This is a genomic window from Rubrivirga halophila (assembly GCF_046845755.1).
GTDB lineage: Bacteria > Bacteroidota > Rhodothermia > Rhodothermales > Rubricoccaceae > Rubrivirga.
The window spans coordinates 2,789,145-2,812,959 of sequence record NZ_CP177357.1; the positions used below are offsets into that span (position 1 = coordinate 2,789,145).

Sequence of the window (23,815 nt, forward strand, 5' to 3'; positions counted from 1 at the left end):
CCTAGCGCCGGGCTGGCGTTTGTTCTGGCGGAGGGCGCAAGTCCCGCCAGCCGGGGTTGTGGGCGGTGATGAGGGCCACCTTCTTCGCCCGCCGCCAGCCCTTGAGCTGCTTTTCCCTAGCGATGGCGTCGCGCGCGGTCGGGTACGGCTCGACGTGGATCAGTCGGTCGAGTGCGTAGCGCGCGGAGAATGCGGACGGATCGCTTCCGCTCGCGTGCTCCGCCAGCCGCCGGCCGAGGTCGTTCGTCACGCCCACGTAGAGCGTCCCCGACCGGTTGGTCAGAACGTAGACCCAGTACGTCCCCGCCTCGCGCATGGGGAACGATAGGGCAGCGCGCCTCCGCAAGCGGGCGTTCAATCGCAGGACCCATCCGTCATCCTGAGCGGAGCGAGCGTCAGCGAGCGCAGTCGAAGGATCTCTGGTGCGACGGGGTCTCGCGCTGGCGCCGGTAGCGCTGGTCGGAGCGACCCGCCCGCCAGAGATCCTCGGCTCCGCCGACGCTCCGCGTTCGACTCCGGGCTCCGCCCTCCGCTCAGGATGACAGTGAGGAGGGATCGCCGCCAGCAGTGGGACGCCAACGGCTCAGGCGAAGTGGAGGCGCCGCCCCTTCAGGACCGGGACCTCGCGGCCCAGCTCGCGCGCCGTCTCGATCCACGCGCGCATAGCGTCCTCCGCGCTCGCCCCGGCCTCCGCGTGGGTGTCACCGTCGGACAGGCAGCCGGGGAGTTCGGGGACCTCGGCGAGGTACGCGCCGTCGGCGTCGCTCCAGTAGACGATGACTTCGTAGCGGAGGTCGGGGTCAGGCATCACCAGCGCCGCCCACGACGGCGGTGAGTGCGCCATCCCGGATGGCGTCCAGTGCAGCGGGCAGCTCGGACAGGAGCACAGGCTTTAGCGACGTCGTGCTCGCGTTGCCGGATGCGACTCGGATCATGGGTGGGGACTGAGCCCGAGCGGCCTCTCGGACGAAGGTCTGGTCTTTCGTCAAGACAATGGCACCCGCGAGGCGCGCCGCCTCCGCGATCTCCGGATCGGTCGCGTCGCGAAGGCCCAGGTACTCGGCGGAGGACGCCTCCACGCCGTCGAAGGTGGCCGTGATCCATCGCGCCAGAGACGGCGAGAGGTGGGCGTCGAGATAGAGCGTCAGGCCGCTTGCGCCGGCTGACGCATCGTCTCGCTGGCGTACTTCAGGCTGGCCTCCACGTCGGCCAGTTCGAGGTACGGGAGTTCCTCGACCACGTCGGCCGGGGTCAGCCCCTCCGCCAGCAGGTCCAGCACGTCCGACACGCGCACGCGCATCCCGCGGATGCACGGACGGCCCCCGCACTGCTGCGGGTCGATGGTGATGCGCTGGTGCCAGTCGGTCATGTACGTCGAACGCGGGGTCGGGTCCATCGGTGCCCGAAGGATAGGGCGAAGGGGCTGGGGGCTGGATAGAGGGTACTTCGGCAACCATCGATGCTCGCGTGAGAGTTCGATGGCAGGGTAGCCGATTGCTTCGGCTCGTTCCTCCCTGGGTCCCGTTTACAACGCAATGCGCCCCCGATCCCAAAGGAACCGGGGGCGCCCGCCTCGGCGTCGAGGCCGAGGGAGTCGAGACGGACGGGATCAGCCGCAGCCGGTCGACGACCCGCAGTTCGGGCAGCTGTAGCAGCTCCCGGCGCGGACCGTGATGCCGCCGCAGTTCGGGCAGGCCGGCGCGTCGTCCTGGTTTTTGAAGGCGCCGACCTCGCCGCCCTCCGCGAGCGCCTGCTCGACGGTGCCGCCGACGTGCGACGGCTGCTGGCCCGCGTCCACGACCGCTTGCGCGGCGGCGAACAGGTCGGCTTGCGTCTGGTCGGTCGCCGGGCCGTGGCGCTCGACCTCGGCCGCGACGGCGACGACGGGGTCGGCGTCCTCGGCCAGGTCCTTCTCCGCGCCGTCGCCGCCGCTCAGGAACTTGAGCGAGAGGTAGCGGAAGATGTAGTCCGTGATCGACTTGGCGATCGGGATCTTGGGGTTGGTCGTGAACCCGGCCGGCTCGAACCGGACGTGGCCGAACTTCGAGACCAGGTCCTCGAGCGGGACGCCGTACTGGAACGACAGCGAGATCGCCGTTGCGAAGCTGTCCATCAGCCCGGCGATCGTCGAGCCCTGCTTGGCCATCGTGATAAAGATCTCGCCCGGGCGGCCCGCGTTGCGGTGGCCCTCGGGGTAGAGGCCGACGTGGAGGTAGCCCTCGTGGCCGGCGACCGAGAACTTGTGGGTCACCGACGGCCGCTCGTCCGGCAGGCGCTCGCGGTGCGGGCGGTAGACCACGCGCTCGACGAGCTTCTCGACGATCCGCTCGGCGATCTCGGGCGTGCCGGACGCGGCGCCGTCGCCGGAGACGGCGCCCTCGGCGCTCGTCTTCTTGCCCGACGTGTTGCCGCCGGACTTCGTGGACAGCGGCTGGCTCCGCTTCGAGTTCTCGCGGTAGATCGCCACGGCCTTGAGGCCGAGTTCCCACGACTGCATGTAGGCGTCGGCGATGTCCTCGACCGTCGCGCTCTCCGACAGGTTGACCGTCTTCGAGATGGCGCCCGAGATGAACGGCTGGCACGCCGCCATCATCCGGATGTGGCCGAGGTGCGAGATCGAGCGCTCGCCGTTGTGCGGCTTGAAGGCGCAGTCGAAGACCGCGAGGTGCTCGTCGCGCAGGCCCGGCGCGCCTTCGATCGTGTCGTGCTCGTCGACGTAGTCCAAGATGACCCTAGTCTCGGCGTCGGTGTAGCCCAGGCGCGCGAGGGCCTCCGGCACGGTCTGGTTGACGATCTTCATGAGCCCGTCGCCCTTGCCCGCGAGCAGCTTGTACTTGACGAGCGCGAGGTCGGGCTCGATGCCCGTCGTGTCGCAGTCCATCATGAAGCCGATCGTGCCGGTCGGCGCGAGGACCGTCGCCTGGGCGTTGCGGTAGCCGTGCTGTTCACCGAGCGCGACCATCTCGTCGGCCGACGCCTGGGCGGCCTCCTTGAGGTAGGCGGGGCAGGACGGGTGGATCTCGGCGACCGCGTCGCGGTGCATCCGCATGACCTCGAGGAAGGGCTCCTCGTTCTCGGCGTAGCCGTCGAACGGGCCGATCTGGGTGTTGGCGGCGATCTCGGCGGAGCGCGCGTAGCCCTCGCAGTGCTCGATCGCCATCAGCGCCGCGGCGACGGCGCGGCCCTCGTCGGAGTCATACGGCAGGCCCATCGACATCAGGAGCGCGCCCAAGTTGGCGAACCCGAGCCCGAGCGGGCGGAAGCGGTGGCTGTTGGCGGCGATCCGGGCCGACGGGTAGCCCGCGTTGTCGACCAGGATCTCCTGGGCCGTGAGGTAGATCCGCGCGGCGGCGCGGTAGCGCGCGACGTCGAACGTGCCGTCATCGGCCTTGAACTTCATCAGGTTCAGCGACGCGAGGTTGCACGCGCTGTCGTCCAAAAACATGTACTCGGAGCACGGGTTGCTCGAGTTGATCGGGCCCGTGTTCTTGCAGGTGTGCCAGCGCTGGATCGTGTCCTCGTACTGGGCGCCGGGGTCGCCGCAGATCCAGGTCCCCTCGGCGATCGCCAGCAACAGCTCCTCGGCGTCGACCTCGTCGACGGCCTCGCCGCTCGTGACAGCCGTCAGCGGGAACCGCTCGCCCTTGTTGGCCGCCTCCATAAAGGCGTCGTTGAGGCGGACCGACTGGTTCACGTTCTGGAAGGCGACCGAGCCGTAGGCGTCGCCGTTGAACGAGCCGTCGTAGCCCTGCTCGATCAAAGCCCAGGCCTTCTTCTCCTCGGTCTGCTTGGCCTGGACGAACTCCAGGATGTCCGGGTGCCAGACCTTGAGCGTCTGCATAATCGCCGCGCGGCGCGTCTTGCCGCCGGACTTGATGGTCCCGCCGGTCGCGTCCTGCACCTTCATAAAGGACACGGGGCCGGACGGGATGCCGCCGCCCGACAGCTTCTCGTGCGACGACCGCAGGGCCGACCAGTCGGCGCCGACGCCCGAGCCGAACTTGAACAGCCGGGCGCTCTCGCCCATGAGCTGCCAGATGTCGTCGACCGAGTCGTCGACCGAGATGATGAAGCAGGCGCTCGCCTGGGGCCGCTCGTAGGGGTCCACGTCGACGATCTCACCCTTCTCGAAGTCCCACCCGGAGATGGTCTTGCCGCCCGAGTCGCGGACGCCGTACTGCTGGCCGAGCCCGACGTTGAACCAGACGGGGCTGTTGAACGCGCCGTACTGGTTCGTGCAGAGCCAGGTCAGCTCGTCGTAGAACGTCTCGGCGTCGGCGTCCGACGCGAAGTAGTTCTGCTCGCGGCCCCAGTCCGTGATGGTCTGCGTGACGCGGTGGACGAGCTGCTTGAGCGAGTACTCGCGCTGGCCCTCGGCCGGGCTGCCGTTGCCCGTGCCGACGTCGCCGTAGAAGTACTTGCTGGCGACGACGTTGACCGCGAGCGGGGAGAAGGCCTCGGGGAACTCGACGCCGAGCTGCTCGAAGATGGCCTCGCCGCTGAAGTTCTTGATGGCCGCGTCGCGCGTCGTCCAGGAGACGCTGTCGAACGGGTGCGTGCCGTCGGTCGAAAACACGCGGTCGATGGTGAGGCCGCCGGACATGGCGGACCCTTTCTGCTTGCCCATAGGGGTTCGGGTGGGGGGGGACGATAAGGGGGCCACTCGGGACCTCGCCCGCAACGCGTCGCTGCAGGCGGCCGGGCGGCCGCGGCCCGGTCCTCAGTGCCTCGGTGCTGCAGCCGGCGGCGCACGTGGCCGCCCTGTTCAAGCCCATCCCGGCGCGTCGAATCGGACCTCAAGAAAGCCGCCCCTGCGCCGCGCCGCAAGCGCTCTCCGTCCACGGGTTATCCACACCGTGGAGAGCGAGGCTGAGCGCCACCCCTCCGTGTCCAGGCCACCTCTCACCGCGCTCACGCGGGGTTCGACAAGCCGTTATGCAGCCCCGCCCGCCCATAACGGTCTCCCGAGTCCTCGCCTGCCGAGGCCCGGCCGTCGCCTGCGCGCGCCATAACGGATCCCCGGCCGATCGCCTCGCCAGCGGCGGCCCATCCCCACTCGCCGTCTCACGCTGGCTGCCTCCTGACGCATCGCAGACAGGGCGAGCCGCGCGGCCGCCGGGGAAGCGCCCCGATGCCCCGGCGTGCGCTCAGGCCCAGAGGCGCCAGCCCGCCCCGGCGCGTCGCCAGCCGGGGCTCGCACGGGTCCGGCCCCGGCTCCACAGCTCGGCCTAAAACTCGTCGTCGTCGAAGTCGAGGCCGTCGTCGAGCGAGAGGTCGTCGTCGTCGAAGTCGTCGAGGTCGTCGTCGTCGGGCTCGAGCGCGTCGAGGTCGAGGTCGTCGTCGTCGATCTCGAGGTCGTCGTCGAGGTCGTCGAAGTCGTCGTCGGGGAGGGAGGACATGGCGGCGGGGGACGTGCGGGATCTGAGTCTACAGCACGCGTGCTTCCGGGGGCAAGCGGGTGCGGCCAGAAGTGGGCGGCGGTGAATCCGGCCCGAAAGCGTCGGCGGCGGGGCCCGACGCGGGAGCTTGCGGCCGTCCGGTCGGTACTTTCCCCCTTTCCGACTCCGTCCCTCCCATGTTCGACGACCGCAGCGCGTACCCCCACCCCGACGACTTCAAGGTCGTCCGGCCCGAGTACTCCGACCCCGAGGACGAGGGCGACGACGTCATCGCCATCATCGAGATCGCCCCGTTCCGCGTCGTCGGCTACTCGGCGACCCGGCCCGGCGCCCGGCGCGCGGCGCTCCACGAGGCCGCCAAGCAGTACAAGACGTACCACCCCGGCTACCGGATCGAGAGCCCGTTCCCCGACGAGTTCGTCGACGCCGACGGCACCCAGTGGAAGCGCGTCCCGGCCAACCGCCGCGACGAGCTCGGCGACTACACGTTCACCGACGCCGACGGCGAGGACTCGACCGAGATCGACCAGATGCTCCAGTGGGACGTCCGCCCGGAGCCGGTCTTCGAGGACGAGGACGAGTAGCACGGCCGCCGGCCAGGACCGAGGACCGAGGACCGAATCTCTGAACGCCGCGTCCCGCTCCGGGGCGCGGCGTTTTCTGTTTGGCATGGAGAAGGCCCTCTGCCCGCCTGCCTGCGCAAGCCCTGCCGACGGCGTCCCCTCTCTCGGGAGAGGGACAACGCGTAGCGTCGGCGCAGCCAGGGTGAGGGTGTCGGAGGACCGCGTGCCCGCCCGCTGGCGCAGGCCGGTCGCCCTCCCCCGGCCCCTCCTCCCCGCTTTCGCGGAGACAGGCTGGAGGGGAGGATCGGATCAAGCCTCTCGACAACCTGCAGGCGCGAGCCTCCCCGCCGCGCCGTCGGCCGCAACAGCGTCGGTCGACCGCGAGCCCGCCTGCTGGCGCCGTTCCGCTCTCCCCATGTCTGCCCCGGCTCGCGCGAGCGCCCGGGCGACCTGCTGGCGGTGCGAGCTTGCGGGCCCGTCCCCTCCCCTACCCGTGATGACCCGCCTCGTCTGTCTCGCCCTGCTCCTCGCCGTCGGCGGGTGCGTGCCCGCGCTCACCGCCGCCTCCACGACGCCCAGCGGGCAGGCCGCCATCGAGCGGGCCGTCCAGCGCGGGCTGGCGCGGGCCGGGCTGGCGGAGGCGTCCGCCTCGGCCCCGGCAGCGGCCCGCCTCGTGGCCGGCCCGATGCTGGCCGACGTGACGCACCGGGGCGCCGCCGTCTGGGTGCAGGCCGACGGCACCGCCGAGGTCACCGTCGTCGCCACGCCGAGCGACGACGCTAGCGCCCCGACGATCACGGCTCGCGCCACCCCCAATCCGGACGGGACCGCTACCGTCCGCTTGTTCGGGCTCGCGCCGGGGACGCGCTACGACTACGCCGTGTCGCTCGACGGCGCCGCCGTCTCCGTGCCGTTTGCGACGACACTGGCGACCCAACCGCTGTGGCAGTGGCGGGCCGACCCGCCCACGTTCACGGCCGCCATCGGCTCGTGCTACTACGACAACGACCCCGCCTTCGACCGCCCCGGCGGCCCGTACGGCGGCTCGACGGCCATCTTCGGCGAGATCGCCGCGCTCCGCCCGGACTTGATGCTCTGGCTCGGCGACAACACCTACTTGCGCGAGGTCGACTGGTGGGACCCCGCCGGCATCGCGTACCGCTTTCGCCACAGCCGCGCCGAGCCGGCGCTCCAGCCCCTGCTCGCGAGCACCGCCCACTACGCGACCTGGGACGACCACGACTACGGCCCCAACGACTCCGACCGCTCGTACGTGCTGAAGGGCGCCGCGCTCGACACGTTCACCGACTTCTGGCCGTCCGCCACGCGCGGCCTGCCCGGCGTCCCCGGCGTCTTTACCCACTTCCAGTGGGCGGATGTCGACGTGTTCCTGCTCGACGACCGCTACCACCGCGCGCCCAACGACGCGCCCGCCGCCGAGCGCACGATTCTGGGCGCGGAGCAGGCGCAGTGGCTGCTCGACGCGCTCACCGCCAGCCGCGCGCCGTTCAAGGTCGTCGCCGTCGGCGGCCAGTTTCTGAACCCGATCCCGGTCTTCGAGACGTTCGCGGCCGTCGCCCCGGCCGAGCGCCAGGGGCTGATCGACGAGATCACCGCGCGCCAGATCGATGGCGTCGTGTTCCTCTCCGGCGACCGCCACCACACCGAGCTCCTCAAGCTGGAGCGCCCCGGCGCGTACCCGCTCTACGAGTTCACCTCGAGCCCGCTCACGGCCGGCGCCTCGACGTACCCCTTGCGCGAGGACTCGCCCGAGCGCGTCAACCCGCTCCGTGTACCGGGGACGCTCGTCGCTGGCGACCGCAACTTCGGGACGTTTACCGTGAGCGGCGAGCGGACCGACCGCACGATGACGATGCGGACGTATGACGCCGAGGGCACCCTCCGGTGGGAGCACGCCGTCCGCGCCCGCGACCTCCAGCACGCTCGTGACTAGGAAGGGCCTTCTCGGTCTCTGCCGAGGGGCCTCCTTCAGCGTCATCCCGAGCTTGTCGAGGGATCTCTAGCGCGCGCCACGTCACTCGTCAAGCTCGGGATGACGACACAGGGGGGCTCAGCGAGCTCATGAATGGAGCAGCGCTCTGCTCGTCGGATGTCGCCGACGACTAAAATCACGTCCCCTCTCCCCTTGGGAACGAGACAATCGGCAGGTTGGCACTGCCAGGGTGAGGGTGGCCCGCCGGCCTACGCGACGCGCTGGCGGGCGCCCCGGCGCGGGCGGCGGATCGAGCCCCACCGATCGCCGGCCGGCTCTGGCGTCGCGCCCCGCTGGCGGATGGCGTCGGCGGGCGTGGCGGGGAGCAGGCGGGCGGCGTTGAACCGGACGAAGAGCAGGCCCGCCAGCGCCACGAACATCTCGACCAGCTCGTCGAGCGCGTTGACGAGCTCGTCGAACTGGGCCTGGATCACGACCCAGTCCTGGAGAAAGTCGACGGCCGAGACGACGGCGATGAGAGCGAACCACGGGAGCAGCGCGGCCGGCGCGGCGACCCGCGACCACCCGGGGAAACGGCGCACCCAGACGCCCACCAACCCCGCCAGCCCAAACAAGAGCGGAAAGATCTCGAGGTGGTCCTTCAGGGCCTTGTGGTTGTGCAGCGTCAGCTCGCCCTGGGTGTTGACCTCGGCGATCGCCTCGGGCGTCTCGAACCCCACGAACCACTGGCCCCACGCCACCTCCTCGGCGCCGATCGCCAGCAGGCCCAGCGAGAACAGGGCGTAGAACGCGACGGTCCAGCCGCGCTCGCCGCGCCGCCGGAGCTGGGCCGCCAGCCGCAGCCCGAGCACGCCGCCGACCATCAGGAACACGAACGACAGGAGCTCGACCGGCCGGTTCTCGGCCAGCATCCACTGCGCGGCGTCGCGCGTGGCCGGGATCGCCAGGAAGACGGTGAACACTGCCAGCAGGGCAAACGGCAGGATCGTCAGGCGGGAGGGGGAGCGGGTCATGGCTGTGTCGGGGGCAGGGACCGGCTCCCACGCCCATCGCCGTACCGAACGCGCTCGCGGGCGCTGTCTCCGGCCGAAATCGGAACGCGGACGCGCCGCCCAGGCCGGCTGCCGTGGAACAGCGACCTTCCGCCGGCGGTCTCGACGCGCGCCCTCCCCGACCGCCCGATGCCCTCTCCCCTCCTTGGCCTCCACCACGTCACCGCCATCTCGGGCCCGGCCCAGGCGAACGTCGACACCTACGCCGGAACGTTGGGGCTGCGGCTCGTGAAGCAGACCGTCAACTTCGACGACCCGGGCACCTACCACCTCTACTACGCCGACGGCCCGGCCCGCCCGGGCTCGTTCCTGACCTTTTTCCCCTGGGCCGCCGACGCCCTGCGCGGCCGCATCGGTGCGGGGCAGGCCACGGCGACGGCGTACGCGGTCGGGCCCGGCGCGATCTCGGCCTGGATCGACCGGCTGGCGGCGGCGGGCGTCGCGATGGACGTGCCGACGACGCGGTTCGGCCAGCCCGTCCTCACGCTCCGCGACAGCGACGGGCTCGTGATCGACCTCGTAGAAACCGACGACGCGAGCGGCCAGTGGGCCGACGGGCCCGTGCCCCAGGCCATCGCGCTCGGCGCCTTCCACAGCGTCACCCTGTGCTCGCACGCGCCCGACGCCACGACGCGCGTCCTCACCGAGGCCTACGGCTACCAGGAGCACGGCCAGGAGGGCGACCGCCTGCGGCTCGTCAACCCCAACGCCGACCGCGCCCAGTTTGTCGACGTGTACTGCGCGCCGACAATGGGCCCGGGGCAGCTCGGCACGGGGACCGTCCACCACATCGCCTTCCGCGCGCCCGACGACGAGGCCGAGTTGGAGGTCCGTGAGGTGCTGCTGTCGATGGGCCTGCGGCCGACACCCCAGATCGACCGCCAGTACTTCCACTCGGTGTACACGCGCGAGCCCGGCGGCATCCTGTTCGAGATCGCGACCGACCCGCCCGGCTTCACCGTCGACGAGCCGTTCGAGAGTCTGGGCCGGACGCTGCAGCTCCCGCCGCAGTACGAGGCCCAGCGCGCCGCCATCGAGGCGCGGCTGACCCCGCTGGCGCTGCCGTACTGAGCGTGTGCCTGCCCCTGCAGGCGCCTATTTGCGCTTGAAGGAGAGCGTCAGCGGGACGCCCTCGAAGCCGAACGCCTCGCGCAGGCGGTTCTCGAGGTAGCGGCGGTAGCTCTCCTTGACGCCCTCGGGGTAGTTGGCGAAGAAGGCGAACACGGGCGGCTCGTCGCGGACCTGGCTGCCGTAGTTGATCTTGACGTAGTTGTTGCGGTACGTCGGCGGCGGCTGGCGGCGGATGGCCTTTTCCAGGACCTCGTTGAAGACCGCCGTCGGGACCCGCTTGCGGCGCTCGTCGAAGACCTCGAGGGCGAGCTCGAGCACCTTCTCGGCCCGCTGGCCGGTGAGCGCCGACACGAACACGATGGGCACGAAGTCGAGCAGCCCGAGCCGCTCGCGGATGCCGCGCTCCATGTCGCGCGCCGTGTTGGTCTCCTTGTCGGCCACCAGGTCCCACTTGTTGACGACGATCAGCATGCCCTTTTTGAGCTGCTCGGCCTCGCGGAGGACGCGCGCGTCCTGGGCCTCCAGCCCGCGCTCGGCGTCGACCAAGACCACGGCCACGTCGCAGGCCTGGAGCGCGCGCTCCGTCCGGAGCGTCGAGTAGAACTCGACGTTCTCCTTGACGCGCGCCTTTTTGCGGAGCCCGGCCGTGTCGACGAGCACCACCTCGCGGGCGTCGTCGCCCTCGCCGAAGGTGAGGCGGGCGTCGATGGCGTCGCGCGTCGTCCCGGCGACCTCGGTCACGATCGAGCGCGTCCGGCCCAGGAGCTTGTTGGTGAGCGACGACTTGCCCACGTTCGGGCGGCCCAGGAAGGCGATGCGCGGGGCCGTGTCCTCCTCGTCGACCTCGGGCTCCTCGGGGAGCGCGGCGACGACGGCGTCGAGGAAGTCGCCCGTACCCGTGCCGTTGACGGCGCTGAGCGCGAAGACCTGCTCGAACCCGAGCGACCAGAACTCGGCCGCGTCGAGCGCACGCGCCTGGTTGTCGGCCTTGTTGGCGACGACGATGACGGGCTGCTCGGCGCGGCGCAAGCGCTGGGCCACCTCCTGGTCGAGGTCCGAGATCCCGGTCAGCGTGTCGACCACGAACAGGATGACGTCGGCCTCGTCGAGCGTCAGCATGACCTGCTCGCGGATGGCGGCGTCGAACTGCTCAGCCGAGCGCGGCACGAGCCCGCCGGTGTCGACCAAGTCGAACGTGCGGCCGGTCCACTCGACGGTGCCGAACAGGCGGTCGCGCGTGACGCCCGGCTGGTCGTCGACGATGGCGCGGCGCTCCTCGGTGAGGCGGTTGAAGAGGGTCGACTTGCCCACATTCGGGCGGCCGACGATGGCGACGAGGGCCATGGGGTCCAGGGCGGGTGACCGGCCAAGCTAGCCGGGCCGCACGGCCCGGGGGGCGAGGACGGCATGGAGAGCGCAGGAGCGCAAGCAGGAGGGGGCCGGTGCGCCGTGCTCGGCAGCCCCCCCGCCAGCCCACGCATCGCTCCGCTCAGCGCGCGGTCTGGCTGTCCCCCTTGCCAAGGGGACAACCCGAAGGGTCGGCGAAGCCAGTCCGCGTGGTGTCCTGCCGGGCAAGCCCAAGCACCCCGGTGTTGGCGCCAGCGCTGCGTCCCAGCGCGCCCGCTCGACCTGCTGGCGCCAGCCTTGCGTAGGACGGGGGCTCACAGACCGCTAACATTGTGTGCGCCAGGGAATACCACGCGCCCCCGCCGCGTCTAGGGGGCACTTCCCCGCCCTGCCCATGCGCCGCTTTCTGTTCCTGCTCGCCCTGCCCGCCGTCGTGCTGGCGACGCTCGCCGCCGGCTGCGGCACGTCGGCGCCCGCCGGCCCGGACCCCGGCTTTGCCATCGCCCCGGACGCCGCCGACACGCTCGTGCTCGCGGGCGGGTGCTTTTGGTGCATGGAAAAACCCTTCGAGGAGCTCGACGGCGTCGCCTCGGTCGTCTCCGGCTTTTCCGGGGGCACGGTTCCGAACCCCACGTACGACGAGGTCACGCGCAAGACGACCGGCCACTACGAGGCCGTCGAGGTGATCTACGACCCGTCCGTGGTCTCCTTCGACACGCTCCTGCAGGTCTACTGGCACAACGTCGACCCGCTCGATGACGGCGGACAGTTCTGCGACCGCGGGACGCCGTACCGCCCGGCCATCTTCGTCCGCACCGCCGAGGAGCGCGCCGAGGCCGAGCGCACCAAGCGGCTGCTCAACGGCCGGTTCAACGGCCGCGTCGTCGTGCCCGTCCTCGACGCCGCGCCGTTCTACGCCGCCGAGGACTACCACCAGGACTTCTACCGGACGAACCCCGGCCACTACAATCGCTACCGGACGGGCTGCCGCCGCGACGCGCGTCTGGAGGAGCTGTGGGGCGAGGCCGCCGGTCGCCTCGGCCCGGCGCTCTAGCCCCCGACTCCGCGCCCGCCGGGCCTCGCTCATCTTCCTAGACCCATGAAAGTCCTCACCGCATCCCTCGTGGCCGTCGCCGCCGTGCTGGTGGCCGGCTTCGTCTTCTTCCGCCCCGATCCCATCGACCCCATGTCCGACGCCGCCCTGAAGGACCGCCTGACGCGGATGCAGTACTACGTCACCAAGAAGGACGGCACCGAGCCGCCCTACGCCAACGAGTACTGGAACAACACCGAGCCCGGCCTCTACGTCGACGTGATCGACGGGACGCCCCTCTTCGCCTCGACGACCAAGTACAAGTCCGGCACGGGCTGGCCCAGCTTCTGGCAGCCGCTCGACGGCGCGCCGGTCGAGACGAAGGTCGACAAGTCGCTGTTTATGACGCGGACCGAGGTCCGCTCCGGGTCGTCGGACAGCCACCTCGGGCACGTGTTCGAGGACGGCCCCGAGCCGACCGGCCTGCGGTACTGCCTCAACTCGGCCGCCCTGCGCTTCGTCCCGGTCGCCGACCTGGAGGCCGAAGGGCTCGGCGAGTACCGGTCGCTCTTTGAGGGCGCGGAGTAAGACGTGCCGCTCGTGCCTGTCGCAACCCGACGAGTCGAGGAGCAGAGGAGGGGATGAGAAGAGGACCGGCCATCGGGCCTCCTGCTCTCCCCCTGCCCTTCCTCTTCTCCTCCGATCCTCTTTTCCTCTCGTCTCGATGTCCCGTCTTCTCCCCCTCCTCCTGCTGGCGGCCCTCGCGGCGCCGGCCTCCGCCCAGGCCCCCGGGCCCGACTGGCGCAAGCCGTCCGACGCCCAACTCCGCCGCCAACTCAGCGCCGTCGCGTACCGCGTCACCCAGCAGGACGCGACGGAGCGGGCCGGCTCGAGCCCGCTCGACGACGAGCACCGCGCCGGGATCTTTGTCGACGTCGTCTCGGGCGAGCCGTTGTTCTCGTCGCGCGACAAGTTCGACTCGGGCACCGGGTGGCCGTCGTTCACGCGTCCGATCTCGCCCGACGCCGTCACCGAGCACCGCGACCGCTCGCTCGGCGTGCTCCGCATCGAGATCCGCTCGGCGCGTGCCGACTCGCACCTCGGGCACGTATTCGCCGACGGCCCGCGCCCGACCGGCTTGCGGTACTGCATGAACGGCGCCGCGCTCCGGTTCGTCCCGGCCGCGCGGCTCCGCGCCGAGGGCTACGGCCGCTACGCCCGGCTGTTCGAGCGGTAGCGGATCCGTCCGCCCCGGGCCGAGGCGGACCTACTCGGCCTCCACGCGCGACAGCGTCATCTCGAAAAACGGCTGCCACGACGTGCCGCCGTCGAGCGAGACGCGGCCCGTCTCGACCCACCGCCCCTCGTCGTCGAACCGCATCTGGTAGGTCACGAGGGCCTGGCCGCCCGGCTCGAACGTCCAGTCGTACCCGCCCTCGACCGGTGTCGGGGCCACGCGCGCGTGGCGGTCGTCCATCGTGAACGCGTCGAGGTAGACCGTCGCGGCGTTGACGGAGAGGACACCCAACGTGCCGGCGCTGATGTCGCCCGGCGCGCCGTCGTCGCCGACCGCCCGGCTGACGCCCTCGACCACGAGGAGGTGGCCCTCGAGATCGGACCGGACGGTCTGGGTGTGGTGCAGCGAGAGCGGCCCCGAGGGCGTCATCAAGTCGGCCGGCCCCGCCCAGTCGCCGATGAGCGCGGCGTACGGCGCGAGCGCCGGGTTGAGCTCCTGCGCCGTGACGGCCGAGGCGGCGGACAGGAGGAGCGCGAGGAGGAGGGCACGCATGGCGGCGGGGGAAGGAGGCCCGCAGCATACGGGCGGGGCCCTGCACGGAGGGCCGGGACCCGGCGCCCGCCTCGGGCGGCGTCAGGCGGAGGTGGGGAGCGTGAGCGTGAACGCGGCGCCCCCGCCCGCGCCGGCGCCGACCTCGAGCGCGCCGCCGTGACCCTGCGTGACCACGTCGTAGGCCAGCGACAGCCCCAGCCCGGTGCCCTCGCCAGCCGGCTTCGTGGTGTAGAACGGCTCAAAGACCTTCGCCGCCGCCGCCGGCGCGATCCCCGGCCCGTTGTCCTCGACGCGGACCGTCGCCTGGCCGTTCGCCCGGGCCGTCGAGACGGTGACCGTCGGGGCGTAGGCGCCGATCTCCGACCCGGCCTGCTCGGCGACGGCGTCGAACGCGTTGTCGACGAGGTTGACGAGCACCCGACCGATCTGCTGGGGGACGACGACGACCTCGCCCGCGTCGGGGTCCAAGCGGAAATCGAGCACCGGCTCGGCGTCGGGGCGGCGGGCGCGGAGCGCGTGGTAGGCCAGCCCGGCGTACTCCTCGACGAGCGCGTTGAGCGCGACGGCCCGGCGCTCGCCGGTGCTCCCCCGGGCGTGCTCCATCATCGCCTTGACGATGGCGTCGGCGCGCTGGCCGTGGGCCTCGATCTTCTCCGTGTTGAGCGCGAGGTCGTCCAGGAGGGCGGCGGCCTCCTCGTCGTCGCCCGCGTCGAGCGCCGTGCGGAGCTCGGCGACGGCCTCGCGCGAGAGCCCGGCGAAGTTGGTCACGAAGTTGAGCGGGTTCTTGATCTCGTGCGCGATCCCGGCCGTCAGCGCGCCCAGCGACGCCATCTTCTCCTGCTGGACGAGCCGCCCCTGGGCCTCCTCCAGCTCGGCCGTCCGCTCGGCCACCAACCCCTCCATCTCCTGGCTGTAGCGCCGGAGCGACGCCGTCATCCGGTTGAACCGGGTCGCCAGGTACCCGACCTCGTCTTGGACCCCGACCGGGACCTCGGCCTCGAGGTCGCCCTCTTCGACGCGGCGGACGGCGGCCTGGAGCTGGCGGAGCGGCCGGACGAGTGTGCTCCGGAACAGCAGCGGGAGCACGACCACGACGAGCGCCGAGAGCGCGAGCATCAGCTCGATCAGACCGCGCATCCGCTCGTGCGTCCGCCGCCGCTGGACGAGGTAGTAGTGCTCGAGGTAGGGCGCACCGGGCGCGATCCGGACGGGCAGGCCGGCGCCCAGCGGGGCCGTCCGCGAGAGGGCGGCGCCGGCCTGCCCGGCCGGCTTGATCCCCCGCGCGACCGCCCCGCCGGGCGACGCCTCCGCGACCACGACGTCGATCACGCCGTCGGCGTGGAGCGTGAGCCCGGCCGTGGCCGTTCCCTCGGCGACATCCACCGGGACCTCGGACCCGTCCACCGGGACTCGGTGCCACGTGACGGTGACCCGGTCGGGCGCCCGGTCCAGGAACACGCCGCCGCCCTGGTCCGGGGCGATGTCGAGGCCGAGCGCCAGGATCATCGGCGTCTCGGTCAGCGGGAGGTTCTGGTAGGGTCCCAGCGCCTCGCCGAAGGCGACGATCGGGTCGTCGTCGACGACCGCCTCGGTGTACGCTTGGCCGTAGAACGGGAACGCGAACCCCAGGGCGACGGTCGTCTCGTCGTCGTCGCGGAGCGCGAGGCGCCGGCCGCGGGGCTCGGGCGCGGTGTAGGGCCGGGCCGCGAGCGTGTAGCCGCCGGCCCCGTCGGGCGTGTACCGCAGGGCCTCCCGCTGCGGCATCTCCACGAGAGCGTCGGGGATGACGTAGTGCGGAAACGCGACGAACGTGACCGCCGCAACCGACGCGAGCGCCGTCACGAGCGCGACCCCGACGAGCTTGGCCTGGAGGGTCGTCGGCTCGGGCGCGTAGGTGAGGTAGACAAAGAAGTAGCCGAACGCGAACCCCAAGTTGAGGAACTCCCCGATCGGCCTGACGACGCTTATGCTCACCGCGCCGGCCGTGCTGACCCAATAGAGCGCCGTCGACCCGACATACAGGCCGTAGAGCACGGCGAAGGTCGTGTACGCCTGGGCGGCCCGCCGGGCGTCCGGGCCACCGTCGCGCCGGGCGAGCCGCCGCTTCCGCAGGAACACCCCGAGCGTCCACACCACCAGCACGTCCGAGAGCGCCGTGTGGACCATCCAAATCGAATCGCTCGTGGGGTCGGTGACCAGGAGGACCGTCACGTAGGCCAGGACGGCGGCGAGCGCGACGGCCGTCCCGACGAGCACGCGCCGCGCCTCGCCAGCCAGCGAGTCGTCGAGGAACCGGTACGCGAACCCCAGCAGCGCCCACGCCCCCATGCACGTCGCGATCAAATAGACCGCGTCGAGCGCCTGGATGATGGCCAACCGGTCCGTCATCAGGGTCGACCACACGAACTCCGACAGCATCGCCACGGTGTAGGCGGCGAACGCCATCACCAGCCACCACGTCGCCGCGCTCTTGCGCCGGATCGAGAGGAGATACCCCAGCACCGCCACGTTGAGCACGAGGAGGGCGAGGCTGACGACCGTGTACGGCTGGAACAGGAGTTCGGTCATGGGGCCCGGGTCCGACGACGCTCAAGTCTACAGCGCGATTCGTGCACGGCGTCTCCATGCCGAGCCCAGGGCCCCTCAGCCCTGCCGCGGATGTCGCCGTCAGTTGGAGGGCACCTCCCACATCCGTATCGGGGGTCGGGCCCCGACGGCGCCTCCTCGAGCGCACCGAGGCGGGCGGACCCGCGACGCCGTCCCGGCGGTTGGCTCGGCCCGACGCTCCCGCCCATGACCGCCCTCGACGCCCTCCGCTTGCGCACCCGCCGTCTTTCAGATCACCCCGTCGCCGAGGACGCCGACTACGTGCTGTGCTGGCTGGGGCAGGCGCTCCGCGCTGATCACAATCCCGTCATCGACGCGTCGCTCGCGCTCGGCGCCGAGCTGGACCTTCCCGTCGTGGTCCTCCACACGCTCGAAAACCGCTACCCGTACGCCTCCCACCGCATCCACCGGTTTATGCTGGAAGCGAGCCAGGAGCTGGGGCCCGGCGTCGAGGCGCGGGGCCTGCGGTTCGCGCGGTACGTCCGCCAGGGGGACGCGGGCGGCGACGCCCCCGGCGCCGTCGACGTGTCCGCCCGGCTGGCGCGGCGCGCCGCCGCCGTGTTCACGAACGACGTCCCGACGTTCGTCGCCGGAGAGTACTCGGCCATGCTGGCGGCCCGGCTAGAGGGCCGCGCCGTGTTCGCCGTCGACGCCTGCTGCGCCGTCCCGATGAACGCGTTCGAGGCGCACCTCCCGACGACCAAGGCCTTCCGCGCCGCGCACGGGGCGCGCCGCCCGGACCACCTGGCGCTCAACCTCACCCAGCCGAGCACGGGCGTTTTCGAGGGCGACCTCGACCTTCCCAACACGCCCGACCCGACCGACTGGGACGACGGGGCGCTCGACGCCTTCGTCGCCGGCTGCGGCGTCGACATGAGCGTGCCGCCTGCGCCGGGCTGGAACGGGCGCCGGAGCGCCGCGCTGGCGCGGCTGCGGTACGCCGTCGAGCACGTCGTGCCCCGCTACAAGTGGACGCGCAACAACCCCGCGCTTGACGACGCGACCACCAAGCTGTCGCCGTGGCTTCACTTCGGGGTGCTCTCGCCCCGCGAGGTGGCCGTCGCCGTGCTCGACGCCGAGGCCGAGGGGCACGTCCCCAGCGCCGCCCGGTGGAAATTCCTCGACGAGCTGCTGACGTGGCGCGAGGTGTACCACCACCGCTGCCGCTGGGAGCCCGGCTGGCACCGCTGGGACGGCCTGCCCGAGTGGGCGCGCGAGACGCTGCTCGCGCACGCCGACGACCCGCGCCCGACGCTGTTCTCGCTCGACGAGCTGGCGCACGGTGAGACCGACGACGAGACTTGGAACGCCGCCCAGAAGCAGTTCGCGATCGATGGCTGGATGAACAACAACCTGCGGATGTACTGGGGCCGCCAACTCCTGAAGTGGCGCCCCGACCCCCGAGACGCGTTCGCCACGACGTGCTACCTCAACGACCGCTTCAGCCTGGACGGCCGGAATGCGTCGACGTACGGGGGCATCCGGTCGGGCTTCGGCGAGGTCCGCCCGTGGAAGGAGCGGCCGATCTACGGGACCGTCGCGGGCAAGACGAGCGGGGCGCTCATGAAGCGGGACGGCGTGCCCGAGTGGATCGCGGAGCAGGCGGCGCGTGAGGTGCCGTTCCGCGCCGCCATCGCGGCCGACCCGCCGCCCGAGTTCGAGCGCTACCTCTGAGCGCGTCGGGTGCCCGAGGCCGCCACCTACTCGGCGCCGTAGAGCCCGGCGTAGATCGCGCGGTTGCGGGTCAGGATCTTGACGTACTCGCGCGTCTCGCGGAACGGGATCCGCTCGGCGAAGAGCGCGTCGCGCCCGAACTCGGGGAACGCGCGCCAGGCGTCGACCTGGTGCGGGCCCGCGTTGTAGGCCCCGAAGACGGCCGGGAGCGACCCGTCGTAGGCCGCCACCTGCTGGCCGACGTAGCGCGTGCCCAGTAAGACGTTGACCTCGGGGAGGTAGAGCAGCGCCGGGTCCCAGTCCTCGAGGCCGACCTCGGCCGCCAGCGTGCGGCCCGTCGCGGGCATGAGCTGCATGAGCCCCCGGGCGCCGACGTGCGAGGTGGCACGTGCCGAGAACTGCGACTCCTGCCGGATCAGCGCCGCCGCCACGAACGGGTCGACGTCGTTCACCTGGGCCTCGGCCGCGATCATGCGGCGGAAGGGGAACGGGTACAGGATGCGGAGCCGACGTGCGTTCGTCCCCCCACCTAAGCTCTGCCCGATGAGGATGGCCCGGCGGCCGTAGCCACGTTCGATGAGCGCCTCCGCGAGTGCATACCGCACGGCCTGCCCGCCGCCGACCTGGGCGACCACGCGGTCGACCTCGGTCTCGGCGATCTCGGGGAAGCCCGCCTCGCGGAGCACGTCGACGCCTCGCAGCGCCCGGGCGACGCGAGCGGCTGCGTCGGGATCGGCGGGGGGCGAGGCGACCATCGGGAGCGGCCAGAACGGCTCGCCGAGCGCGTCGCTGGCCAACAGGGCGTAGTACGAGTCGCGCGCCTGGCGCAGAACGCTCCGGAAGCGGTCGGCGGCGGCGGTCGAGTCCCCGGCCTCGGCGTGCGCGCGGCCGGCCCAGTAGCGCGCCCGCAGGGCCTCGCGCGCGTCGCCCCGGTAGCCGTCCCAGAGCTGGGCCGCCTGGGCGTAGTCCCCGTCTAGGAACGCTTGCCCGGCGAGGCGCAGGGTAGCGAGGGCGGCCCAGCGCGTCCCGGCGTGCTGGCGCACGATCTGGGTGTACAGCGCGCGTGCCCGGTCGAGGTCGCCGCCCTGGTGGAGCACGTCGGCCGCGAAGTAGAGGTTGGGCGCCGGGTCGGCGGCCGCGAGCGCGAGGTAGAGCCCAGCGGCCTCGTCGGTGCGGCCCATCCGGCCGAGGGTCCCGGCCCGAAGCTCGCGGGCGTCGGTCCGGCCCGCGATCGGGGCGAGCACGCTCTCGACCTCGTCGTAGCGCTGGGCGTCGAACAGGGCGTCGGCCGCTTGGTAGCGGATGTCCGCCTGCTGGGCGGGCGAGCCCACATCCGCGGCGAGCCACCGGCGGAAGGCGTCGGCGGCCTCGGCGTTGAGGCCGAGGGCGCGGTCGGTGCGGGCGAGGGCCAGCCAGTCGGCGGCGGACGGGGTGCCCTGCCGCAGGCGTGCGGCGGCCTGGCGCGCGGCCGGGCTGCCGGGGTCCTCGTCGATGGCGTCGCGGTAGCGCGCGCGCGCGGCGTCGGCGTCCCCCAGTTCGTCCGCCAGCTGGCCGGCGGTGACGGCGAAGGCGGCGCGCGCAGCGCCGGTTCCGGCTTGGGAGCGGGCGGCGTCGGCCAAGCGCCGCGCGGCGGCGAGGTCGCCGGAGACGCGGGCGGCCTCGATCCGGGCCACCTCCATCCGCCGGCCCCGCTCGCCGCCCGTGACGCGCCCCGCGAGCGCCTCGACGCGGTCGACCTCCCCGGCTCGCGCCAGCGCCTCGGCCGCCAGCACCGCACGCCAGTCGGGCGGGACGGCCTCCACGTCCGCCAGGGCGCGGTCGCCCTCCCCCGGGTTTTGCTGAGCCATAACGAGAGCACGCCGGAGCCGGGCCGCCTCGCGCTCGACGGCGAGCGACGTGTCCGACGCGATCAGGAACGCGTCGTAGCCCGCCCGAGCCGCGTCCAGGTCCCCTGCCTCGTCGTGCGCGCGGGCCAGGAGGTAGCGGGCACGGCCGCCCTCCAGCGAGTCCAGCGCCGGGACGCCGTCGAGCAGGGCGAGGACGCGGGCCCAGTCGCCGGCCCCGGCCTCGGCGCGCGCCGCGAGCAGGCGGGCGTCGAGCGAGAGGTCGCCGTCCGTCTCCGCCCGGCGCAGCACGCGGGCGGCGCTCCAGGGGCGGTCGGTGTCGAGCAGCGCTCGGGCCTCGGCGAGGGCCTCGGGGCCGCTGGCGGAGCGGGCCGGACTGCCTCCGTTGGAATCCGGGCCGCAGCCGCCGGCCAAGACCGCGAACAGCGCGAGGAACGAGAGGGCAAAGGAGCGGCAGCGCATGGCAAAGGGGTCGGGTGCGCTGCCAATGCCGCGTGGGGCCTGACGGTTGCACGCCCGGCGCCTCGAGCCCCAAGCGATCCCGCCCGGCGCCGCCGGGCCGACCCGACGGACCACCCGAACAGAGGCGCGCCTCCGCCGGGCCAAAGCCGCAGCGGAGGCGCGAAGACCCGGTCGCCCGCCCCGGCCTCGGGGCCGGGTCGGGCAGGGTCGGTCAGCGGACGACTGTCAGCCGCTGCGTCGCGACGAACGAGCCAGACGTCATCCGGACGATGTATACGCCCGACGGCAGGTCCGCGCCGTGCACCGTCGCGCGGTGCGTGCCGGGCTCCTGCGGGCCGTCGGCGAGCACGGCGACCTCGCGGCCGACCACGTCGTAGACGACCACGCGGACGGGGGCCGTCTCGGGCACGTCGAACGCCACCGTCGCCTGGCCGCGGGCCGGGTTCGGGTACGGCGCCGCCAGCGCGAGCTCGCCGGGGAGCGCCGACGACGACGACGCGATCGGCGCGGCGGCCGTCTCCGGGCCGCTGTCGGCCGTGGCCTCGACGGGGCAATCCAGGTACGGCCCTGGCCCCGCGCACCCGTCCCGCTCGACCACGCGGATCGCCGCGGAGCCCGGGGCCATCTCGAACCGCGCGCCGACGATCGGCCCGACGACGCGGCTGTCGCGCCCGACACGGACCGGGCCGTACGGCGCGATCACCTGGGCCCCGACGTACGCGCCGTCGTCGATGGTCACGTGGCCCGTCGCCTCGATCGAGAGGTACCGCGCGTCGACGTCGCCTTCCCCGACGCCGACCCACGTCTGATCGCGGATGATCACCGGGCCGTCCACGCCGATCGAGATGGGGCCGTCGGGGATGGACGCCGTGATCGATGTGCCGACGGCCATCGAGATCGAGGTGAACGTGTAGTCGCCCGGCTCGAGCGTCAGCGCCGAGCCGTCGGGCAGCCGGAGCTTGGCGTAGTCGCCCGGCGCGAGGTGCCGGGTCTCGCCGACGAACAGCTTCACGTCCCGCGTGCCGGGCCACACGGCGACGCTCGGGAGCGGGACGGACGGCGCGGGCGAGTTCGTCACGGTCCCGGTCACGGTCGCGTGCGCGCCGATGAGGACGCGGCGGGCCCGGACGTCGCCGTCGACCCAATTCCCGTTGTGGATGTCGAGGAGCACCACGGCCGTGGCGTTGCCGATGTGGGTGCTCGGGGATCCGCCCCACAGCCGGGTCGAGCCGTTCGTGTGGAGGTCGCCCTCGGTCTCCGACGGCGAGTGGATGAGGGTCCGGGTGTCGGTCAGGATCCCGTAGTCGCTGAGGAACGCGCCGGGGTCGTCGATCACGTTGACCGTCCGCGTCGCCTCGGACGTGTTGCCGGCCGCGTCGACGGCGGCGTAGGTCCGGATGTAGACGCCGACCGTGTTCGTGTCGACCTCGTCGCCACCGTCGGTCACCGGGACCGTCTCGTCGACGATGTCGTAGGCCGAGAAGCCGGGGTCGACGAACGGCCCGGAAAACCGGGGCACGTCGATCTCGTCGCCGTCGACGAGCGTGATCGCGGGGGGCGTCGTGTCGACGACGCGGATCCGGACGCGGTCGGAGTCGGTGTCGCCGGGCGCGGCCGTCGGCGGGGCCCCCTCGGTCACGGTGAGGTAGAGCGACCGCGAGCCGACGTCGAACTGGACCTCCGGGGTCGGGCCGCTCGCCACGAACGCCCCGCCATTGACGAGCGTCCACTCGTAGTCGGCGATGATGCCCGTCGAGGCGGACCCGTCGAGCTGGACGAGCGCGCCGTCGGGGCCCGTCGCTTCGACCCGCTGGTTCGGGCCGGCGTCGGCCCGGAGGCCGAGGGCGCCGAAGGTGAGGTCCGAGAACAGCTCGGCCTCGTTTGTCGTGTTCGTCACGTCGATCTGGGTGATCGCCTCGTCCGCGATCACGCCGAAGAACGACCCGCCCGCCGGGAGACCCGCGGGGCTGATCGTCGTGGAGCCGAGCGAGCCGCCCGCGCCGAACACCTCGATCGTGAACGTGCCCGGATCGAGCGTGGCGATGTTGAACCCGACCGCGGCCGGTCCGTCGTCGAAGGTGAACCGGGAGTCGTCGCCGAACGTGTTCGGCCCAACCATGTACGTCGACGCACTCAGGAAGCCCGGCCCGACCACCACGTAGTCGTCGACCGGGGGGACGAGGAAGATGTTGTCGAACGAGAACCCGTCGACCACGCCGCCCGACGGGAAGCAGGCGTCGTTCGTCGTGCTGTTGAGCGTGCCCCCGCAGGAACTGACGCCCCCGGGCCCGACGAGCGTGCCGGAGAAGTCCTCGGACGCACCGAGCGGGCCGGTCTCCGCGTCGAACGCCGCGCGGTCGGTGAAGAAGGTGAGGCCGGGGAGCGATGCGTGCGTCGTCGGGGCCGGCGCGAAGTCGGCGGGCTTCTCGGAGCCGTCGAGGTCGGTGAACGACTGTTGGGCGAGGGCCTCGTGGGGCAGCGCGAGCAGCGCCAGCACCAGAAGCGGCAGGAGGGCCAAAGAGCGTGTCATCAGGGGGAAGGGGAGTGCGCTCCGAACGTAAAGCACGCCTATTTAACCGGATCCCACACAGGGTTTAGACAGGTGCCCCTCCCGGACGCCCCCGAGCCCGGCGGCCACCGGACGGGCGGGCCGGGCGCGGCGCCGACTCCCGTTTCTACGCCCCACAGGCCGGTCGCCGTCCCCTAGATCCCGACGCGGCGCGAGGCGCACCGCCCGCCCGCGGGTCGACCGGGACCCCACACTATCGCAACCTAACGCCAATAACATGCAACACTTAGCTCCCGAGCCCTGGTCTCTCTCCCGTTCGATCCGTCCGCTTGAGGGAGGCGCGCGAGCCGGACGGCCGCCGTCGCCGTCGGGTCAGGGCCCAGCAGGCGCGCGCCGACGGCCGCGATCAGGAAGTCCGTGCGGACACCGCTCTGCGCGCGCGGAGCGACGCCCCACATCCAGCGCGTCCGGGGCGGGCCCGTGCGGAGCTTCCGCGACTCCCGTCCGTACG

The 23,815-nt window shown here is 72.3% G+C and carries 19 protein-coding genes; 7 read left to right on the forward strand and 12 right to left on the reverse strand.

All coding sequences use genetic code 11. The features are described from left to right. Position 1: 1 nt before the first annotated feature. From ACLIRP_RS12285 to ACLIRP_RS12310, 6 genes are all read right to left on the reverse strand, one after another. Positions 2 to 316, reverse strand: coding sequence for a GIY-YIG nuclease family protein (locus ACLIRP_RS12285; RefSeq protein WP_412060747.1), 315 nt, complete (start codon positions 314 to 316; stop codon positions 2 to 4). A 267-nt stretch (positions 317 to 583) separates the two neighbouring features. Beyond that, positions 584 to 808, reverse strand: a complete 225-nt coding sequence (locus tag ACLIRP_RS12290) for a type II toxin-antitoxin system HicB family antitoxin (RefSeq protein ID WP_412060748.1) — start codon at positions 806 to 808, stop codon at positions 584 to 586. Beyond that, complete coding sequence (locus tag ACLIRP_RS12295) at positions 801 to 1,148, reverse strand: DUF5615 family PIN-like protein (RefSeq protein ID WP_412063713.1); 348 nt, start codon at positions 1,146 to 1,148, stop codon at positions 801 to 803. The genes ACLIRP_RS12290 and ACLIRP_RS12295 overlap by 8 nt, the downstream gene beginning before the upstream one ends. Further along, on the reverse strand, positions 1,145 to 1,369 hold the full coding sequence (locus ACLIRP_RS12300) for a DUF433 domain-containing protein (protein ID WP_412063714.1): 225 nt from the start codon (positions 1,367 to 1,369) through the stop codon (positions 1,145 to 1,147). Before ACLIRP_RS12300 ends, ACLIRP_RS12295 begins: the two co-directional genes overlap by 4 nt. A gap of 240 nt (positions 1,370 to 1,609) precedes the next feature. Then, positions 1,610 to 4,627 carry a vitamin B12-dependent ribonucleotide reductase gene (locus ACLIRP_RS12305; RefSeq protein ID WP_412060749.1) on the reverse strand — a complete coding sequence of 1,006 codons (3,018 nt, stop codon included), beginning with the start codon at positions 4,625 to 4,627 and terminating at the stop codon, positions 1,610 to 1,612. Between the two features lie 601 nt (positions 4,628 to 5,228). Continuing rightward, a complete protein-coding gene (locus ACLIRP_RS12310) occupies positions 5,229 to 5,399 on the reverse strand; it encodes a hypothetical protein (RefSeq protein WP_412060750.1) in 171 nt (56 codons plus the stop codon). Between the two features lie 176 nt (positions 5,400 to 5,575). Between ACLIRP_RS12310 and ACLIRP_RS12315 the strand changes: the two genes are divergently transcribed. Beyond that, positions 5,576 to 5,983: a hypothetical protein gene (locus ACLIRP_RS12315; RefSeq protein ID WP_412060751.1), complete on the forward strand. Its 408-nt coding sequence runs from the start codon at positions 5,576 to 5,578 to the stop codon at positions 5,981 to 5,983. A gap of 475 nt (positions 5,984 to 6,458) precedes the next feature. Next, positions 6,459 to 7,916: an alkaline phosphatase D family protein gene (locus tag ACLIRP_RS12320; protein WP_412060752.1), complete on the forward strand. Its 1,458-nt coding sequence runs from the start codon at positions 6,459 to 6,461 to the stop codon at positions 7,914 to 7,916. A 248-nt stretch (positions 7,917 to 8,164) separates the two neighbouring features. Here the strand turns inward: ACLIRP_RS12320 and ACLIRP_RS12325 are convergent, their stop codons facing one another. Then, the gene (locus ACLIRP_RS12325) at positions 8,165 to 8,929 is read right to left on the reverse strand and encodes a hypothetical protein (RefSeq protein ID WP_412060753.1); all 765 of its coding nucleotides are present in this window, start codon (positions 8,927 to 8,929) and stop codon (positions 8,165 to 8,167) included. Between the two features lie 168 nt (positions 8,930 to 9,097). Here ACLIRP_RS12325 and ACLIRP_RS12330 point away from each other — a divergent pair, with 168 nt between their 5' ends. Further along, positions 9,098 to 10,039, forward strand: coding sequence for a ring-cleaving dioxygenase (locus tag ACLIRP_RS12330; RefSeq protein ID WP_412060754.1), 942 nt, complete (start codon positions 9,098 to 9,100; stop codon positions 10,037 to 10,039). Between the two features lie 24 nt (positions 10,040 to 10,063). Here ACLIRP_RS12330 and der read toward each other — a convergent pair whose 3' ends face one another. After that, the gene (gene der / locus ACLIRP_RS12335) at positions 10,064 to 11,383 is read right to left on the reverse strand and encodes a ribosome biogenesis GTPase Der (protein WP_412060755.1); all 1,320 of its coding nucleotides are present in this window, start codon (positions 11,381 to 11,383) and stop codon (positions 10,064 to 10,066) included. A gap of 397 nt (positions 11,384 to 11,780) precedes the next feature. Between der and msrA the strand changes: the two genes are divergently transcribed. From msrA to msrB (ACLIRP_RS12350), 3 genes are all read left to right on the forward strand, one after another. Next, positions 11,781 to 12,440 carry a peptide-methionine (S)-S-oxide reductase MsrA gene (gene msrA, locus ACLIRP_RS12340; RefSeq protein ID WP_412060756.1) on the forward strand — a complete coding sequence of 220 codons (660 nt, stop codon included), beginning with the start codon at positions 11,781 to 11,783 and terminating at the stop codon, positions 12,438 to 12,440. A 45-nt stretch (positions 12,441 to 12,485) separates the two neighbouring features. Next, the gene (gene msrB / locus ACLIRP_RS12345) at positions 12,486 to 13,007 is read left to right on the forward strand and encodes a peptide-methionine (R)-S-oxide reductase MsrB (protein WP_412060757.1); all 522 of its coding nucleotides are present in this window, start codon (positions 12,486 to 12,488) and stop codon (positions 13,005 to 13,007) included. A 136-nt stretch (positions 13,008 to 13,143) separates the two neighbouring features. Then, positions 13,144 to 13,656, forward strand: a complete 513-nt coding sequence (msrB, locus tag ACLIRP_RS12350) for a peptide-methionine (R)-S-oxide reductase MsrB (RefSeq protein ID WP_412060758.1) — start codon at positions 13,144 to 13,146, stop codon at positions 13,654 to 13,656. 30 nt (positions 13,657 to 13,686) lie between these two features. On the opposite strand, the gene ACLIRP_RS12355 is transcribed toward msrB (ACLIRP_RS12350), so the two are convergent. Together ACLIRP_RS12355 and ACLIRP_RS12360 are read right to left on the reverse strand one after the other, a co-directional pair. Continuing rightward, positions 13,687 to 14,208, reverse strand: a complete 522-nt coding sequence (locus ACLIRP_RS12355; protein ID WP_412060759.1) for a hypothetical protein — start codon at positions 14,206 to 14,208, stop codon at positions 13,687 to 13,689. 81 nt (positions 14,209 to 14,289) lie between these two features. Beyond that, positions 14,290 to 16,776 (reverse strand): sensor histidine kinase, encoded by a 2,487-nt coding sequence (locus ACLIRP_RS12360; protein ID WP_412060760.1) that lies wholly within the window; start codon positions 16,774 to 16,776, stop codon positions 14,290 to 14,292. A gap of 225 nt (positions 16,777 to 17,001) precedes the next feature. Here ACLIRP_RS12360 and ACLIRP_RS12365 point away from each other — a divergent pair, with 225 nt between their 5' ends. Continuing rightward, positions 17,002 to 18,489 (forward strand): DNA photolyase, encoded by a 1,488-nt coding sequence (locus ACLIRP_RS12365; RefSeq protein WP_412060761.1) that lies wholly within the window; start codon positions 17,002 to 17,004, stop codon positions 18,487 to 18,489. A 26-nt stretch (positions 18,490 to 18,515) separates the two neighbouring features. Here ACLIRP_RS12365 and ACLIRP_RS12370 read toward each other — a convergent pair whose 3' ends face one another. Both ACLIRP_RS12370 and ACLIRP_RS12375 read right to left on the reverse strand, forming a co-directional pair. Next, positions 18,516 to 20,795 (reverse strand): transglycosylase SLT domain-containing protein, encoded by a 2,280-nt coding sequence (locus tag ACLIRP_RS12370; RefSeq protein ID WP_412060762.1) that lies wholly within the window; start codon positions 20,793 to 20,795, stop codon positions 18,516 to 18,518. 211 nt (positions 20,796 to 21,006) lie between these two features. Beyond that, complete coding sequence (locus tag ACLIRP_RS12375; RefSeq protein WP_412060763.1) at positions 21,007 to 23,325, reverse strand: immunoglobulin-like domain-containing protein; 2,319 nt, start codon at positions 23,323 to 23,325, stop codon at positions 21,007 to 21,009. Positions 23,326 to 23,815: the final 490 nt, after the last annotated feature.

What these genes read in the sequence shown, in the direction of transcription:
- ACLIRP_RS12310 (WP_412060750.1), bottom strand. Translation starts at nt 5,399, where the DNA reads ATGTCCTCCCTCCCCGACGACGACTTCGACGACCTCGACGACGACCTC.
- ACLIRP_RS12315 (WP_412060751.1), top strand. Translation starts at nt 5,576, where the DNA reads ATGTTCGACGACCGCAGCGCGTACCCCCACCCCGACGACTTCAAGGTC.
- ACLIRP_RS12375 (WP_412060763.1), bottom strand. Translation starts at nt 23,325, where the DNA reads ATGACACGCTCTTTGGCCCTCCTGCCGCTTCTGGTGCTGGCGCTGCTC.
- ACLIRP_RS12300 (WP_412063714.1), bottom strand. Translation starts at nt 1,369, where the DNA reads ATGACCGACTGGCACCAGCGCATCACCATCGACCCGCAGCAGTGCGGG.
- msrB (WP_412060757.1), top strand. Translation starts at nt 12,486, where the DNA reads ATGAAAGTCCTCACCGCATCCCTCGTGGCCGTCGCCGCCGTGCTGGTG.
- msrB (WP_412060758.1), top strand. Translation starts at nt 13,144, where the DNA reads ATGTCCCGTCTTCTCCCCCTCCTCCTGCTGGCGGCCCTCGCGGCGCCG.
- ACLIRP_RS12285 (WP_412060747.1), bottom strand. Translation starts at nt 316, where the DNA reads ATGCGCGAGGCGGGGACGTACTGGGTCTACGTTCTGACCAACCGGTCG.
- ACLIRP_RS12305 (WP_412060749.1), bottom strand. Translation starts at nt 4,627, where the DNA reads ATGGGCAAGCAGAAAGGGTCCGCCATGTCCGGCGGCCTCACCATCGAC.
- ACLIRP_RS12360 (WP_412060760.1), bottom strand. Translation starts at nt 16,776, where the DNA reads ATGACCGAACTCCTGTTCCAGCCGTACACGGTCGTCAGCCTCGCCCTC.
- ACLIRP_RS12320 (WP_412060752.1), top strand. Translation starts at nt 6,459, where the DNA reads ATGACCCGCCTCGTCTGTCTCGCCCTGCTCCTCGCCGTCGGCGGGTGC.
- ACLIRP_RS12330 (WP_412060754.1), top strand. Translation starts at nt 9,098, where the DNA reads ATGCCCTCTCCCCTCCTTGGCCTCCACCACGTCACCGCCATCTCGGGC.
- ACLIRP_RS12355 (WP_412060759.1), bottom strand. Translation starts at nt 14,208, where the DNA reads ATGCGTGCCCTCCTCCTCGCGCTCCTCCTGTCCGCCGCCTCGGCCGTC.
- ACLIRP_RS12325 (WP_412060753.1), bottom strand. Translation starts at nt 8,929, where the DNA reads ATGACCCGCTCCCCCTCCCGCCTGACGATCCTGCCGTTTGCCCTGCTG.
- ACLIRP_RS12290 (WP_412060748.1), bottom strand. Translation starts at nt 808, where the DNA reads ATGCCTGACCCCGACCTCCGCTACGAAGTCATCGTCTACTGGAGCGAC.
- der (WP_412060755.1), bottom strand. Translation starts at nt 11,383, where the DNA reads ATGGCCCTCGTCGCCATCGTCGGCCGCCCGAATGTGGGCAAGTCGACC.
- ACLIRP_RS12370 (WP_412060762.1), bottom strand. Translation starts at nt 20,795, where the DNA reads ATGCGCTGCCGCTCCTTTGCCCTCTCGTTCCTCGCGCTGTTCGCGGTC.
- msrA (WP_412060756.1), top strand. Translation starts at nt 11,781, where the DNA reads ATGCGCCGCTTTCTGTTCCTGCTCGCCCTGCCCGCCGTCGTGCTGGCG.
- ACLIRP_RS12365 (WP_412060761.1), top strand. Translation starts at nt 17,002, where the DNA reads ATGACCGCCCTCGACGCCCTCCGCTTGCGCACCCGCCGTCTTTCAGAT.